The organism is Brevundimonas sp. ALps5 (assembly GCF_058681645.1).
Genome location: NZ_CM178744.1, coordinates 1,619,781 through 1,634,563 on the forward strand (window position 1 = coordinate 1,619,781; position 14,783 = coordinate 1,634,563).

15 protein-coding genes are annotated in these 14,783 nt (G+C 69.4%); 7 read left to right on the top strand and 8 right to left on the bottom strand.

From position 1 onward, the window contains the following. Positions 1–64 precede the first annotated feature (64 nt). Complete coding sequence (locus tag ACW172_RS07780; RefSeq protein ID WP_492034608.1) at positions 65–478, bottom strand: HIT domain-containing protein; 414 nt, start codon at positions 476–478, stop codon at positions 65–67. 77 nt (positions 479–555) lie between these two features. Between ACW172_RS07780 and ACW172_RS07785 the strand changes: the two genes are divergently transcribed. Further along, positions 556–1,386 carry a sterol desaturase family protein gene (locus ACW172_RS07785; RefSeq protein ID WP_492034609.1) on the top strand — a complete coding sequence of 277 codons (831 nt, stop codon included), beginning with the start codon at positions 556–558 and terminating at the stop codon, positions 1,384–1,386. A gap of 89 nt (positions 1,387–1,475) precedes the next feature. Next, on the top strand, positions 1,476–2,438 hold the full coding sequence (mdh, locus tag ACW172_RS07790) for a malate dehydrogenase (protein ID WP_492034610.1): 963 nt from the start codon (positions 1,476–1,478) through the stop codon (positions 2,436–2,438). A 100-nt stretch (positions 2,439–2,538) separates the two neighbouring features. Here mdh and ACW172_RS07795 read toward each other — a convergent pair whose 3' ends face one another. Together ACW172_RS07795 and zapE are read right to left on the bottom strand one after the other, a co-directional pair. After that, the gene (locus tag ACW172_RS07795) at positions 2,539–3,114 is read right to left on the bottom strand and encodes a YbjN domain-containing protein (protein WP_492034611.1); all 576 of its coding nucleotides are present in this window, start codon (positions 3,112–3,114) and stop codon (positions 2,539–2,541) included. A 37-nt stretch (positions 3,115–3,151) separates the two neighbouring features. Further along, complete coding sequence (gene zapE, locus ACW172_RS07800; RefSeq protein WP_492034612.1) at positions 3,152–4,282, bottom strand: cell division protein ZapE; 1,131 nt, start codon at positions 4,280–4,282, stop codon at positions 3,152–3,154. Between the two features lie 277 nt (positions 4,283–4,559). Here zapE and ACW172_RS07805 point away from each other — a divergent pair, with 277 nt between their 5' ends. The 3 genes from ACW172_RS07805 to ACW172_RS07815 all read left to right on the top strand — a co-directional run bounded on the left by ACW172_RS07805 (position 4,560) and on the right by ACW172_RS07815 (position 8,135). Beyond that, positions 4,560–5,603 carry an aspartate-semialdehyde dehydrogenase gene (locus ACW172_RS07805; RefSeq protein ID WP_492034613.1) on the top strand — a complete coding sequence of 348 codons (1,044 nt, stop codon included), beginning with the start codon at positions 4,560–4,562 and terminating at the stop codon, positions 5,601–5,603. Between the two features lie 116 nt (positions 5,604–5,719). Then, the gene (gene rarD / locus ACW172_RS07810) at positions 5,720–6,643 is read left to right on the top strand and encodes an EamA family transporter RarD (RefSeq protein ID WP_492034614.1); all 924 of its coding nucleotides are present in this window, start codon (positions 5,720–5,722) and stop codon (positions 6,641–6,643) included. Positions 6,644–6,665: 22 nt separating this feature from the next. Next, positions 6,666–8,135, top strand: a complete 1,470-nt coding sequence (locus ACW172_RS07815) for an MFS transporter (protein ID WP_492034615.1) — start codon at positions 6,666–6,668, stop codon at positions 8,133–8,135. Here the strand turns inward: ACW172_RS07815 and ACW172_RS07820 are convergent. Together ACW172_RS07820 and ACW172_RS07825 are read right to left on the bottom strand one after the other, a co-directional pair. Further along, complete coding sequence (locus tag ACW172_RS07820) at positions 8,120–9,256, bottom strand: serine hydrolase domain-containing protein (protein ID WP_492034616.1); 1,137 nt, start codon at positions 9,254–9,256, stop codon at positions 8,120–8,122. The two genes, ACW172_RS07815 and ACW172_RS07820, sit on opposite strands and share 16 nt — an antisense overlap. Positions 9,257–9,357: 101 nt before the next feature. Beyond that, on the bottom strand, positions 9,358–10,566 hold the full coding sequence (locus tag ACW172_RS07825) for a BaiN/RdsA family NAD(P)/FAD-dependent oxidoreductase (RefSeq protein ID WP_492034617.1): 1,209 nt from the start codon (positions 10,564–10,566) through the stop codon (positions 9,358–9,360). Between the two features lie 60 nt (positions 10,567–10,626). Here ACW172_RS07825 and greA point away from each other — a divergent pair, with 60 nt between their 5' ends. Then, a complete protein-coding gene (gene greA / locus ACW172_RS07830) occupies positions 10,627–11,103 on the top strand; it encodes a transcription elongation factor GreA (RefSeq protein WP_492034955.1) in 477 nt (158 codons plus the stop codon). A gap of 65 nt (positions 11,104–11,168) precedes the next feature. Then, positions 11,169–11,315 (top strand): hypothetical protein, encoded by a 147-nt coding sequence (locus ACW172_RS07835; protein ID WP_492034618.1) that lies wholly within the window; start codon positions 11,169–11,171, stop codon positions 11,313–11,315. A 25-nt stretch (positions 11,316–11,340) separates the two neighbouring features. Here ACW172_RS07835 and ACW172_RS07840 read toward each other — a convergent pair whose 3' ends face one another. The 3 genes from ACW172_RS07840 to ACW172_RS07850 form a co-directional block, all read right to left on the bottom strand. Then, positions 11,341–11,745 (bottom strand): response regulator transcription factor, encoded by a 405-nt coding sequence (locus ACW172_RS07840; protein WP_492034619.1) that lies wholly within the window; start codon positions 11,743–11,745, stop codon positions 11,341–11,343. A 102-nt stretch (positions 11,746–11,847) separates the two neighbouring features. Continuing rightward, positions 11,848–13,035 (bottom strand): DUF1501 domain-containing protein, encoded by a 1,188-nt coding sequence (locus ACW172_RS07845; RefSeq protein WP_492034620.1) that lies wholly within the window; start codon positions 13,033–13,035, stop codon positions 11,848–11,850. Continuing rightward, positions 13,032–14,675, bottom strand: a complete 1,644-nt coding sequence (locus ACW172_RS07850) for a DUF1800 domain-containing protein (protein WP_492034621.1) — start codon at positions 14,673–14,675, stop codon at positions 13,032–13,034. Before ACW172_RS07850 ends, ACW172_RS07845 begins: the two co-directional genes overlap by 4 nt. Between the last annotated feature and the right edge of the window lie 108 nt (positions 14,676–14,783).

The following is a 14,783-nucleotide window of genomic DNA, read 5'->3' on the forward strand; positions in this document are numbered from 1 at the left end:
GTCGCAGAAACTAGGTCAGGACGGGCCGGAAGCGGCTACTAACTTTGGTTATACGGCCGTGCTTTCACAGCCCGGCGGCGAATGCGGCGAGTTCGGCCAGGCGGAGCGCGCCCAGGGACTGACGCCCATCGCGGCCCCAGATCGGGTCGGGCCACAGGGGGTCGTCGCGGCGGCGGCCGACGACATGGACGTGCAACTGGGCGGTGACATTGCCGAGCGCGGCGGTATTCACCTTGTCCACCGCCAGATCCATGGCGTCGCCGAGACGGCGCACGATCTCACCGGCCCGGATCATCTCGGCCATCAGGACGGGGCGGTCGGCCGGGGCGAGGTCGTCGAGCTCCGAGGCGTTCGCCACGCGCGGGATCAGCACCAGCCAGGGAAAGCGGGCGTCGTCCATCAGCCGCACGTCGCACAGGGGCCAGGCGGCGACGGCGGCGGAGTTGGCCAGAAGGCGGGGGTCGGTCTCGAAGGTCATGGACCTATCCTAGCCGGGAGCGAAGAATTCGGCAGGGCCTTAATCGGCTTTCAAGGACGACCGGTCATCATGGGCGGATGACGCTGAAGGACCTCGCTCTCGTGGTCGGCCTGGGCGCCGCCTTCATCGTGCTGGAGCGGTTGATCCCGCGCGACCGGACGCAAGCCGTAATGCGGCCGGGCTGGACGACCGACCTGCTGCACACCTTTGTCGGAGGCTGGCTGATCAGTATCGGCATCTTCGCGGTCGGGGTGACCCTGAGCCTGCTGTCCGTCCATGCGGTCCCGAAGGCGGTCGCCGAGGCGATCCGGTCGCAGCCGCAGTGGCTGCAGTTCGTCGAGATCCTGCTGCTGTCCGACTTCGGGGTCTACTGGATTCACCGCCTCTCCCATGCCGCACCCGTGCTGTGGCGCTTCCACGCCGTGCATCATTCCAGCGAGCATCTGGACTGGGCCGCCTCGCACCGGGTGCATCCGGTCGAGCAGGTGCTGTTCTCCACGGCGGCGGCGGGTCCGGCGATCCTGCTGGGCTTCTCGCCCGGACCCCTCGCACTCTACGCCCTGGTCTATCAGGCCCATGCCCATCTGCTGCACGCCAATGTGCGGATCGATTTCGGGCCATTGAGGCATGTATTCGGCTCGCCGGCCTTCCACCACTGGCACCATGCGGACCAGCGCGAGGCCTATGACCGCAATTTCGCGGCCCTCTTCCCCTTCTACGACCATTTGTTCGGCAGCTTCCGCCTGCCGAAGGGCCAGATGCCGGAACGATACGGCGTCGAGGATGCGGTGCCCAGGGACTTCCTCGGCCAACTGGCGCATCCGTTCCGGGGCGCGGTTTCGGCATCGCCGGAGCAGAAATCCCGTGAGGCGGCGCAGGCGCTTGCCGAGGCCCGTCCACAGGTCTAGACCGCCGCCGAACGATTTCCTCTCGCAACTGCAAACCGGCCTGAAGCCGCTCCCATCCGTGCGGCGGGCCACCCAAAACGGAGAATTCCATGGCTCGTGCGAAGATCGCCCTTATCGGCGCCGGCATGATCGGCGGCACCCTGGCCCATGTGGCCGCGCGCGAGGCGCTGGGCGACGTCGTCCTGTTCGACATCGCCGAGGGCACCCCCCAGGGCAAGGCCCTGGACATCGCCGAAGCCACCGCCGTGTTCGGCTCGTCGGTCTCGCTGAAGGGCGCCAACGCCTATGAGGACATCGCGGGCGCCGACGTCTGCATCGTCACCGCCGGCGTGCCCCGCAAGGACGGCATGAGCCGCGACGACCTGGTCTCCATCAACCTGAAGGTCATGAAGGCCGTCGGTGAAGGCATCAAGGCCCACGCCCCGAACGCCTTCGTCATCTGCATCACCAACCCGCTCGACGCCATGGTCTGGGCGCTGCAGAAGTTCTCGGGCCTGCCCAAGGAGAAGGTCGTCGGCATGGCCGGCGTGCTCGACTCGGCCCGTTTTGCCTACTTCCTGTCGGAAAAGACCGGCGTCTCGGTGCAGGACATCCACGCCTGGACCCTGGGCGGCCACGGCGACGACATGGTCCCGATGGTGCGTCACTCGACCGTCGGCGGCCTGCCCCTGCCTGACGCCGTCGCCGCCGGCTTCCTGTCGCAAGCCGATCTGGACGCCATCGTCACCCGCACCCGCAAGGGCGGCGGCGAGATCGTGGCCCTGCTGAAGACCGGCTCGGCGTTCTACGCCCCGGCGGAATCGGCCATCGCCATGGCCAAGTCCTATCTGCTGGACCAGAAGCGCGTCCTGCCCTGCGCCGTCTGGCTGTCGGGCGAATACGGCCTGTCGGACCTCTACGTCGGCGTGCCCGCCCTGATCGGCGCCGGCGGCGTCGAGAAGGTCGTCGAGTTCACCACCAACGACGAAGAAAAGGCGATGTTCGAGAAGTCGGTCGCCTCGGTCCAGGGCCTGATCCAGTCCTGCAAGGATCTGGATCCGTCGCTGGCTTGACGCCAGCGGGCGCTAACGCGCGCGACGCGGTCGCGCGCTGCTTGAGCGCCAGATGAAATGGAGAAGGGCCGCAGCATCTGCTGCGGCCCTTTTCTTTTGCCTATTGCGCCGGGGCCGCTGCCGGGGCCGCCGTCGCGCCGGTGGTCAGGCGGGCGAACTGGGGCAGGAGGTTGCGCCAGATGATCAGATGGTTGTTCAGCTGCTCCGGGCCGCCGTTGTCCAGCAGGACGTCGTACTGGACCACGGCCGAGGCGGGGTCAGTCCCCTCGGGCGCCTCATAGATGGCCTTGAGGAAGCGGCGGTCGCGGTTCCAGCCGTTGACCATGTCCGGGGTGATGACGGCGTTGGTCACGGCGGTCGAGAACTGGACGTCCGAGCACAGGCCGTTGTCGCAGGACTGGAAGAACAGCAGCCAGGCCAGGCCGTCGGCGTCGACGCGGACATACTGTCGGCCCTGATCCTGCTGCAGCGGACCGACGCTGAGGCCTTGCGTGCCCAGCCAGGCGACGATCCCGGCGGGAGAGATCCCCACCACAGGCGGACGCGGCGCGGCGGGCGCCGCCGCCGGGGCGGGCCGGGCCGGGGGCGTCTGAGAAGCACCGTGGGGCGCGGCCGTCGCATCGGCGGCGGCGGTGGTCAGGGCGAGGGCCGACAGGGCGGCGGCGAGAACGGTCATCGGAAATCCTCCAGCTTCCAGCCCAGCCTAGCGGCCATTACGGCGAAGTTGTGAGCGGGTTTTCGGCGTGTTCGGCCTTCTCCAGCCAGGAGGCGCTCGACATCTCGCGCAGGCGCGAGACCGTGCGCTCGAACTCGAAGGCCCCGTCGCCGGCGGGATAGAGGGCTTCGGGTTCGGCCTCGGCGCGAACCACCAGCCGGGTCCCGGCCTCATAGAGGGCGTCGATCAGGGTCACGAGCCGCCTGGCCTCATGGCGGCGGTCGGGGCTGAGGATGGGCACGGAATCCAGGAACAGGGTGTGGAAGCGGGCGGCGATGGCCAGATAGTCCTGCGGGCCCAGAGGCCGGGCGCAGAGCTCCTCGAAGGTGGCGCGGGCCAGACTGCCGGCCGTGCGCTCGATGACCACGTCGCGGCCCAGCACCTGAAGATGGGCGGCCTCTTCCGTCTCCCCGCCGCGCAGATCGGTCCAGAGGGCCTCGAAGGCGGCGCCGGACCTGCCGTCCGCATCCCCCGTGAACCAGACCGGCGAGCCCATCAGCCGGTTCAGCCGCCAGTCGCGGGCGCCGGCGATCTCGATGACCACGCAGCGCTGTTTGATCTCGTCGACGAAGGGGGTGAAGAGCTGGCGGTTGATGCCGTTCTTGTAGAGCTCGTCGGGCGCGCGGTTGGAGGTGACGGCCAGAACCACCTTTCGTTCGAACAGGGCGTCGAACAGCCGGCCCAGGATCATGGCGTCGGCGATGTCGGTGACCTGAAGCTCGTCGAAGCAGAGAAGGCGGGCCTCCGAGGCGATCAGGGCCGCGATCGGCTCGATGGGGTCGTCGCCCTTGTGGGTCCCGAAGACGGCCTGACGCTGCTTCCTGTCGCCCTCGCGCCACTGACGGACCAGGTCGTGGATGCGGGCCATGAAGGCGTGGAAATGGGCGCGCAGCTTCTTCGGCTCGGGGGTGGCGGAGACGAACAGGTCCATCAGCATGGACTTGCCGCGCCCCGGAGGCCCCCAGATGTAGAGGCCGCGCACCTCGGGATGGCCGCCGAACAGGCCTTTCCGGGACAGGTCCTTCTCCAGCCGCTCCATGGCCTTGATCAACGGCGCCTGGGCCGGATCGGGCGCGATCACCCCCTCGTCGACGCGGATGTCATAGGCGGAGCGGATGCGGGAGGTCATGGCCTTCCAGTTAGGCGAGACGGGCGGTGCTGTGAAGCTGATGTCCGGCCAGGCAGAGAGGCATTCATAAGCGTAGCCGATGCTTCTGGCCTGCGAACTGGGGCAAATCCTTGCGCGCCGGAAGCGGAAAGCGATTGCTTCGCGCGCGCGAAGGCTTACATGCGTGCCCCTGCCGCAAGACCCCTTGCGGCAGGCCTTGCCTTTTCACGCACCAAATCGCGCTCAAGCAGCGAGGGACCGCGTCCCGAGCGTTAGCGCGTCCGAAGGACCAGATATCATGGGCTATCGCGTCGCCGTCGTAGGCGCCACCGGCAATGTCGGCCGGGAAATGATGACCATCCTCGAGGAACTGAACTTCCCCGTGGACGAAATTCACGCGATCGCCAGCCGAAAATCCAAAGGCGTGGAGGTCTCGTTCGGCGACCGCACCCTGAAGTGCCAGGACCTGGAGCAGTTCGACTTCTCGACCGTCGACATCGTGCTGATGTCGGCCGGCGGGACGGTGTCGAAGGAATGGTCCGAGAAGATCGGCAAGGCCGGTCCGATCGTGATCGACAACTCCTCGGTCTTCCGCATGGACAAGGACGTGCCCCTGATCGTGCCGGAAGTGAACCCGGACGCGGTCAAGGACATCCGCAAGAACATCATCGCCAACCCGAACTGCTCGACCGCCCAGCTGGTCGTGGCGCTCAAGCCCCTGCACGACGCCGCCAGGATCAAGCGGGCCGTAGTCGCGACCTATCAATCGGTCTCGGGCGCGGGCAAGGAAGGGATGGACGAGCTGTGGAACCAGACCAAGGCCATCTACGGCCTGGGCGACGCCAAGCCGAAGAAATTCCCCAAGCAGATCGCCTTCAACGTCATCCCCTTCATCGGCTCGTTCAACGAGGACGGCTATACCGACGAAGAGGCCAAGATGTGGAACGAGGTCCACAAGATGATGGACCCGGAGATCAAGCTGACGGTCACCTGCGTGCGGGTGCCGGTCTTCGTGGGTCACTCCGAAGCGGTCACGGTCGAGTTCGACCGTCCGATCTCGGTCGACGAGGCGCGCGCCATCCTGCGCGAGGCCCCGGGCGTCCTGGTGGTCGATAAGCACGAGCACGACGGCTATATCACCCCGGTCGACGCCGCGGGCGAACACGCCGTCTATGTCTCGCGCATCCGCAAGGACCCGACCGTCGAGAACGGCCTCGTCCTCTGGGTGGTGTCGGACAACCTGCGCAAGGGCGCGGCCCTGAACGCCGTCCAGATCGCCCAGCTGCTGGACGAGACGGGGACCATCAAGTCCTCGACCGGCTTCCGTTCGATCACGGTCTGATCCCCCTCCCCGAGGGGAGGGTTCCGCCGTCAAAGGGATGAGGGGCCGCACGGCGCCTCATCCCACCGGGCTCCGCCCGGCAGCCGTCTCCCGCGTGGGAGAAGGAAAGATGAGTCATGACTGACGCCCCGTCCGAAACCCGCAACGCCCTGATCGCGGCCCTGCTCTGCTACTGCGTCTGGGGCGTCCTGCCGCTGCTGTTCATGGCCCTGGCGCACATGGGCTATTCGGCGCCCGAGATTCTGGCCCACCGCGTCCTGTGGTCGGCCCCTTTCGCCGCCGTTCTGGTCTTGCTGGCCGGACAGACGCGTGAGGCCCGGCGGGCCCTGACCAACCCCGCGACGGTCGGCTGGCTGGCCCTGTCGACGGTGATGATCGTGATCAACTGGGGCCTCTATGTCTGGGCCACGACCCATCACCACACCATCGAGGCCAGCCTCGGCTACTATATCAACCCCCTGCTCAACATGGCGGCGGGCATGGTGCTGTTCCGTGAGCGGATCGACAAATGGGGCTGGGCCGCCATCGGTCTGGCCGCCGTCGGTGTGGCCATTCAGGCCGTCGCCCTGGGCCGTCCGCCGTGGCTGTCGATCGGCATCGCCCTCAGCTTCGCGGCCTATGGGGTGATCCGCAAACGGGTCGCGGCCGACGCCCAGACCGGCCTGTTCATCGAATGCCTGCTGATGCTGCCCTTCGGCGCGGCGGGACTGATCTGGCTCGCCCAGACGGGACAGGCGGTCGGCCTCGCCAGCCCGTCGCACTGGGCCTGGTCGATCGCCTGCGGGATCATCACCACCGTTCCCCTGGCCCTGTTCGCCTGGTCGGCGCGGCGGCTGCCCTTGTCGACGATCGGCTTCCTGCAGTTCCTCGCCCCGACGCTGCAGTTCGCCGTCGGCGTCTTCACGGGCGAGCCCCTGACCGCGCTGCGCCTCGCCTCCTTCGCCTTCATCTGGGCCGGCGCCGCCGTCTTCGCCCTCGCCGCCCTGTGGCGCAAACGGGCCGAGCGGCAGGCGATCAAGACGGTGGTCGACGCCGCCTAGGGACCGGCCTAGCCTCGGAGCCATGGCCCCCCGTACTGAAGAGCCCCTGTCGACGTCCCACAAGCGCTGGATCCTCGCCGCGACGGTGCTGGGGTCCTCGCTGACCTTCATCGACGGCTCGGCCCTTGGCGTCGCCCTGCCGTCGATCCAGAGCGACCTCGGGGCGGGCCCGGCGGCGGTGCAGTGGGTGTCGAACGCCTATCTGCTGACGCTGGGCGCCCTCGTCCTGATCGGCGGGGCGGCCGGCGACCGGTTCGGACGGCGCAAGGTCTTCCTGATCGGGGTGGCGGTCTTCACCCTCGCCTCCATCGCCTGCGGCCTGTCGCCGAACGTTCAGGCCCTGATCGGGGCGCGGGCGGTGCAGGGCGTCGGCGCGGCCCTGCTGACGCCCGGAGCGCTCGCCCTGATCGGCGCGACCTTCCCGCCCGGGGAGCGCGGCAAGGCCTTCGGCGCCTGGGCCGGGGCGGGGGCCATCTTCGGCATGGTCGGGCCTCTCGTCGGCGGCTGGCTGGCCGACCACGCCGACTGGCGCGCCATCTTCTGGATCAATGTCCCGCTGGCCATTCTGGCCGTCCTGATCACCGTGAAGTTCACGCCCGAGAGCCGCGACGAGGAGGCCAAGGGGCTGGACGGGCTCGGCGCCGTCCTCGCCGTGGCCGGTCTGGGTGCGGTGACCTGGGGCCTGACGGCGGCGCCCGATCTGGGGATGGGAAATCCTTGGATCGTCGGGTCGCTGGTCGGCGGGGTGCTGGTGCTGGCGGGTTTCCTCTGGGCCGAGGCCAAGGAGGCGCATCCGATGATGCCGCTGTCGCTGTTCCGGTCGCCGGTGTTCAGCGGAATCAACCTGTTGACGCTGCTGCTCTATTTCGCGCTGGGCGGGGCGATGTTCTTCCTGCCGTTCGAGTTGATCCGGGTGCACGGCTGGACCGCGACCGGGGCGGGCTCGGCCATGCTGCCGTTCGCCGTGATCATGGGGCTGTTCTCGGGTCTGGCGGGGCGGATCGCCGACCGGTTCGGAGCGAAGCTGTCGCTCAGCGTCGGGCCGATCCTCGCGGGCGTGGGGCTGGCCTTGCTGGCGATGATGCCGTCGGACGCCGGCTATGTCGCCGGGCCTCTGGCGGGAATGACGGTGCTGGCGATCGGGATGACCCTGGCCGTCGGCCCCCTGACGGCGGCGGTGATGGGAGCGGTCGCGCCCGGACACACCGGGGTGGCGTCCGGCGTCAACAATGCGGTGGCGCGGGTCGCGGGTCTGCTGGCGGTGGCCCTGCTGGGCATGGTGCTGTCGGCCGTCTTCGTCGCCCTGCTGGACCAGCCTGAGGCCCGAGCGCGGCTCGGCGATTTCATGGCGGGAGCGTCCGGTCAGGCGGCCGAGGGCGCGGCCTTCCACAGGGCGTATCAGGTCGTGATGGCCGTCTGCGCCGCCTGCGCCATCCTCAGCGGGATTGTCGGCGGACTGACGGCTCCGGGCCGGGTTCAGAAGCCCGAGTAGAAGGCGTCGATCAGCCGGGTGGCGCGCGGATCGCCGATCAGGTGCGGCGACTGACGCGTCATCACATAGGCGCCCGACACGCGGGTCTTCGTATCGGCGAAGACGCAGGAACCGCCCCAGCCGCAGTGGCCGACCGTGTCCGGGTTGGGGCCGAAGATGTTCAGACCCTCGTTCCGCATCACCCCCGTGGCCCAGCTGATCACATAGGGCAGGACCTTGTCCGGCCCGTGGATGCGTTCGCGCGTCAGCTGGCCGACGATGTCCGGGGACAGGATGGTGCGGCCGTGCAGGTCGCCGCGGTTGGCGACGATGCTGAAGATGCGGGCCAGATCGCGCGCCGTGCCGTGCAGATTGGCCGAGGGGATCTCCGTCGTCCGCCACTCGGTCGAGCCGCGCCCGCCGGGGGCCGCGCCCTTCGAGATGAAGGCGGCGGACTTGATCGGATCGATCGTTCCGAGGCTGGGCGGCGCCGAGGGCTTTTTGATCGCCGCGACCCGGTCGTGCTCCGCCTCGGGCAGGCCGATCCACAGGTCGAGATCGTATTTGGTCGCGAAATCCTCGCGCAGCGCCGTGCCCATCGAGCGGCCGTCGGCCAGTCGGAAGACCTCGCCCGCCAGATAGCCGATGGTGATCGGGTGGTAGCCCGAGGCCGTGCCCGGGGGCCACATCGGGGCCTGGGCCGCGAGCCGGTCCAAGACCGCCTGACGGTCGAACCAGATGGCCGGGTCCTCGGGCGTGTCGAAGCCGGGCAGGCCGTCCTGATGCGACATCAGCTGGGCCACAGTGATCCCGTCCTTGCCCGCCTGACCATAGGCGGGCCACAGGCTGGCGACGGTCTGGTCGTAGCTCAGCTGCCCCCGCTCGACAGCGGTCGCGATCAGCAGGGCCATCACCGCCTTGCCGGTCGAGAAGACGGGGGTCAGGGTCCTGTCGGTGAAGGGCGTCCCCTCTCGTGGATCGGCCTGGCCGGCCCAGAGGTCGACGACCACCTCCCCCTCGACGCAGAACGACACCCGCGCCGCCTGTTCGTTCAGCCCGTCGGGCGCTTCGGTGAAATTGGCCGCGAAGGCGTCCTTCACGGCGGCGAAACGGGGCGGGCAGACGCCGGAGATGTCGGTCATGCGCGGGTTCTAGCCAATCCGCCCGTTGCGCGGGAGGGCGTCCGCGCCCGCTTCAGCGGGGCCGGGCGGGAATCAGCGCGAGCGTTGTCCGAAAGTCGCGTTCAGTCCTTCAGCCAGTCCAGCACGCCGTTCGCCGCGACCACGCCCGAGGCGAAACTGGCCTGGAGCAGATAGCCGCCGGTCGGGGCCTCCCAGTCCAGCATCTCACCGGCGACGAAGACCCCCGGGCGGGCGGTCAGCATCAACTGTTGATTCACGGCCTCCAGACCGACGCCCCCTGCGGAGGAGATGGCTCGCTCCAGTCCCTGCATCCCGGTCAGCTTCAGACGCACGGCCTTGATGCGTTTGGCCAGCTTCTCGGCGCCGAGCGGGATCTCGCCGGGGATGTCGCGCAGGACGGCGATGGCGGCGGGGGACAGGCCGCCCGATTTCCTCAGATGGTTGGTCATGGAGTCCTTGCCGCGTCCCTTGGCCAGGCGGTCGGCGAGGGCGTCCTCGGTCAGGTCGGGACGCAGGTCGAGGGTCAGGATGGCCGAGCCGTCGCGGGCGATGGCCGCTCTCAGCGCCGAGGACAGGGCGTAGATGGCCCCGCCCTCGATCCCGTAGCGGGTCAGCATGACCTCGCCCCGGACCGTCTTGCCCTCGAAGGTGAGTGCGATGGCCTTGAGCGCCTGCCCGGCCGCGCGGTCGATCAGGATGTCGGACCAGTCAACATTGAATCCGGCGTTGGACGCTTGGAGCGGCGTGACGGCGACGCCCTCGGCCGCCAGCACCGGGGCCCAGCTTCCGTCCGAGCCCAGCCGCGGCCAGCTGGCCCCGCCCATGGCGAGGATGACGGCGTCAGGAGCTTCCGAAGATCCGTCCCCGAAGATCAGACTGTCGCCGGACCAGCCGGTCCAGTGGGAGCGGGTCTTCAGGACGACGCCCAGTTCGCTCAGCCGGGCCAGCCAGGCGCGCAACAGCGGCGAGGCCTTCATGGCGCGGGGGAAGACCCGGCCGCTGGAGCCGGTGAAGGTGGCCTGGCCCAGGCCCTCGGCCCAGGCGATCAGGTCGTCGGGGGTGAAGGCATCGAGCCAGTCGGACACCGTCGCCTCACCAACGCCGTAGCGCGACAGGAAGGCGGCCTGCGCCTCCGAATGGGTCAGGTTCAGCCCGCCGCGCCCGGCCAGCAGGAATTTGCGCGCCGGCGAGGGCATGCGCTCGTGCACCGTCACCCGGACGCCCGATCGGGACAGCACCTCGGCCGCCATCAGACCTGCGGGGCCGGCGCCGATGATGGAGACGGTGGGGGGAGTGTTCGAAGCGGTCATGCGCTTCCTCTACCCCACACCGCAGGAGAAATCCGGGGGGAAACCCCCTATATGATCCAGATGAGCGTCGCCTTCACCCGTGAGGAAGACCTGGAGGCCACGGCCGCCGATCTTCCCGACCGCCCCATCTCGCCCCACGCCAATCTGGTGACGGCGTCCGGCCTGGCCGCCATCGAGGCCGAGCTGGCCTCTGCGCGCGCGGCCTATACGGCGGCGCAGGCGCATGGATCGATCGAAGCCGACCGCACCGCCATGGCCCGGGCGACGCGCGACTTGCGCTACTGGTCCGCGCGGCGGGCCAGCGCCCAGCTGCTGGAGGTTCCCGAGGACGGGGCGGTGCGCTTCGGCGGGTCGGTGACCATCGAGCGCGAGGACGGCCGCACCCAGACCTGGCGCATCGTCGGCGAGGACGAGGCCGATCCGGCGGAGGGGTCTGTCAGCCACGTCTCGCCCCTGGCCCGCGCCCTGATCGGCAAGCGGGTCGGCGACGAGGCCGTCGTGGCGGGGCAGTCGGTCGAGATCGTCGAAGTCGACTGATCAACGGTCGACGCGACCGCCGACCTGCGCTCAACTGAGATCAGAAGAAGAAGGAAAGACCGCCCATGGCTCGCAAGCCCAACTACAGTTTCGAGCGTCAGGAACGCGAGCGCGCCGACGCCAAGAAGGCCGCCGAGAAGGCCGCCGCCAAGGCCGAGAAGAAGGCCGCCAAACAGGCTGAGCGGGATGAAGGCGCGCCCGAGGCGGACTGAGGTCGCCTCCCGTCAGGGCATGGCTTCAGGCCGCCTGGGCCGGGGCGAGCTGTTCGGCGCTTCGCAGCATCCGGGCCAGGCGTGGCAGCAGGTGGCTCTGAATCCGGTCCTTGGTCAGATAGTCGCGCGCGCCCAGCGAAACGGCGCGCTGGACGTGTTCTGAAGCGCGACTGGCGGTCAGGACGAGGACGGATGGAGGCGCTTCGATCGCTTCCGCGCGCAGGGTCTCCAGCACCGCGAAGCCGTCGACATCGGGCAGGTTCAGGTCCAGCAGCAGGGCGTGCGGGCGGATGAGGAAGGTCCGTTCGAGCGCTTCGCGGCCGCAGCGCGCCGTGTGGGCGTCATAGCCGGCCGAGGTCAGTTTGGAACGGACCAGTTCGCGCACGAGGGAATCGTCCTCGGCGATCAGGATCCGGCGGCGTCCGGGCATGGGGGCTCCATTTTCACGCCCTTTCGGGCTGTCCCGGAGTGATAACCGGGGATGGATACCAGAGGCTTACGCAACCCTTAGGTCTTTGGTTATAGGCCGCTTTCAGACCAGCCCGTCGTAAGCCGGGGCCTCGGCGGCGCTGCCGGGGAAGACGCGATTGTCCAGCGCGGCGCGGTCGACGCCCATGTGGTCGCGCAGCACGCCCTTGAAGACCGAGCGGACGTCCAGCGTCGGGGTCAGGTCGCGGTCCTCGAACAGTTTCGCCTCGGCGAGCGTCGGCCAGTCGCCGACCATGCCGGAGTTTGGGCCGCCCCGCTTGAGCGCGCCGCCGGCCAGCAGCAGGGAGGAGCCGGTGCCGTGGTCGGTGCCTTGTGTGCCATTGGCGCGGGCGGTGCGGCCGAACTCTGTGGCGACGACGACGACGGTGCGGTCCCAGTCATTTCCCAGACCCTGATGCAGGCCGCCGATGACCTGATCAAGGCCGGTGAGGCGGGTCTGGAGCTGGCCCAGCTGGCGGGCGTGGGTGTCCCAGCCATCGATCGACAGGGCCACGAGGTCGGCGCCCTGATCCCCCGCCATCAAACGGGCGACCGCAGCGCCGAGGCCGGCGACGTCGTTACGGCGCACCGTGGCGTCGCCCGCGACCATGGCCATCTGTTCGGTCTCCAGGCCCCGCGCCAGATTGGTCCCGAGCATGGGGTCGTCGACATAGAGGTCCTGAAGCAGGGAGGCGATGCGGTCGCCGCCCTCGATCTTGCCGCCCGGCGCCCAGCTGGAGGTCGGGGCCGAACCGCGCAGGATCAGGGGCGTCTGGGCCCCGATGGACAGGCCGTGATAGCGGGCGCCGGACGCCGCGAGCGCCCGATTGAGCCAGCCGTCGGTCTGCTGGCGCAGGCCCTCGCCGCCGTTTTCCAGCACGTCCTGGGCGTCGAAGTGGGAGCGGATGCGGGCCGGGATGGCCACCGCCGGGGCGAAGCGCATTTGACCGGCGGCATGGAGGCCGTGCAGGCCCGCCAGTGAGGGGTGGAGGCCGAAGCCTTCGCTGAGGGCGAGCGCGCCGTTGGGCTGGCCGGGCGCCGCGATGGCGAGGCCGGCGCGCAAGGGGACGTAGTTCGCATCGCCGTAAGGGACGGTGACCGACAGGCCGTCCATGGCCCCGCGGGCGATGATGACGACCATCTTGTTGCGCGGCCCGGCGGCCGACTGGGCCGAGGCCCGGCCGGCGAAGGCGAGGCTGACGCCGGCGGCGCCGAGGAAAAGACGACGGTTGAGGGAGATGGGGGCGGTCATCGGCGTTGGAACTCCGGCGACATGAGGAAGAGGGTCAGGGCTTCGGGGCGGCTCTCGGCGCGGGCGACGGCGAGGCGGGTGCGTTCGCTGAGGCGGGCGCCCAGAGCATTGGCCGCCACGGTGTTGGGGTCGGCGACCTGGGCGAGGTCGGCGACGGCCTTGGACCAGTCCAGCCGCTTCACGAGGGCGTCCGGTCCGGCCCAGTCGGCGGCCGTGTCGGGCCAGCCTTCGGGCGAGGGCGCGGCGAAGGCGGGTTGCCCCATGGCGACGAGGGCCTGCTGCAACGGTTGAACCCGCTGCGGGCTGGTGCCCAGAGCCCGGTGGGCCGAGACGATGAACTCATAGGGCGTCTTGATCTTGGCCGGCTGGGGCGACCAGCTCTCGGGGGCGGTCACCAGCGTCCGGGCCACCACGGCGAGGTCGCCGCCCGAGCGGGTCCAGACCTGTTCCAGTTTGTCGACCAGAGAGGGCGGCGGGTCGTCGGCGACGAAGTGGACGGCGATCTTTCTGGCCAGCCGCCGGGCCGTCTGGGGCCGGTTGGCCAGGTCGCGGAGGATGGTCTCGCCCTGATCCTTTTCACCCGCTGCGTAACTCTTGCCCAGCACCGTGCGGGCGCCGGGTTCGTGGACGATGGCGCGGTAGACGAAGCCGTTGAGGCCCGGCTCGCCCCGGACCGCCACCTGAACCCCGCGCGCATAGCGGGCCTGCTGCCTCTGGCCGCCGCCGCCGAAGCCTTGAGCGCCCGCCGCGACATTTGCGCGGACCAGATCCATGCCCTGATCGCGCGGGGCAGGAACCGACCAGCCGGTCAGGGCGCGGGCGAATTCGGTGACGTCGGCCTGCGTATAGCCGCCGTCGGCGCCGACGGTGTGCAGCTCCATGATCTCGCGGGCGAGGTTTTCGTTCAGCCCGGCGTTGCGGCGTTGTCCGGCGCGGCTGTCGGGGCCGATCGACTGGGCCTGATCGAGATAGAGCAGCATGGCCGGATGCTGTTCGGCGGCGATGGCCAGATCCTCGAACTTGCCGAAGACATGGGGGCGGATGGCCTCGCGCTCATACTGGCCCATGAAGACGGCCGACTGGAACTTGGTCGCCGAGACGGTGAAGCCGTTGGCCCAGAACAGGGCCCAGCGTTCGGCGAAGCCGGCATCGGTGGTCGCGCCCAGCTGCGCACGGGCGAGGAACTCTCGCGCCGTATCCTGAACCAGATCGCGGCGGCTGTCGCGACGGGCGTCGAAGGCGGCCTGAGCCGGATCGGAGGCGGCGGGCATGGGCGCCGCCTGGGCCATGGGGGCGTTCTGGTCGGCCTGATTGGCCATGCGTTGGGCGCGGCGTTGCTGTCGCCGGGGTTGGGCGGGCGTCTCCATGGCCGGTTGGGCGCCGGGCTGACCCATCTCGGCAGGCGGCATGTCCCGGCGCGCCTGCCGCACCTGCTGGGCGTCGCGTTGATAGTCGAGGAAGGCCTGCATCCGCTCGACGGAGGTGTCGAACTGGCCCGGCGGATTGGCCGCGCCGGTCGGTCGGATCTGGCCTTCCAGCCAGCCGCGGGGGTCGTTCAACCGTTGAATCTCACCCGGTCGGGCGCCGAGGCCGAAGCGGGTGAGGGCGATGGCGGCGTTGACGTCGGATTCCGAAGGCATGGCCCGTCCTCTCGTCGTGTGTGTCAGACCTGAAACGTCCCGCCCTGAAAAGTCCGTCGCGGATGAGGAGGTTGCAAGCCGGGATCGACGGGTATCCAATAACGGTCA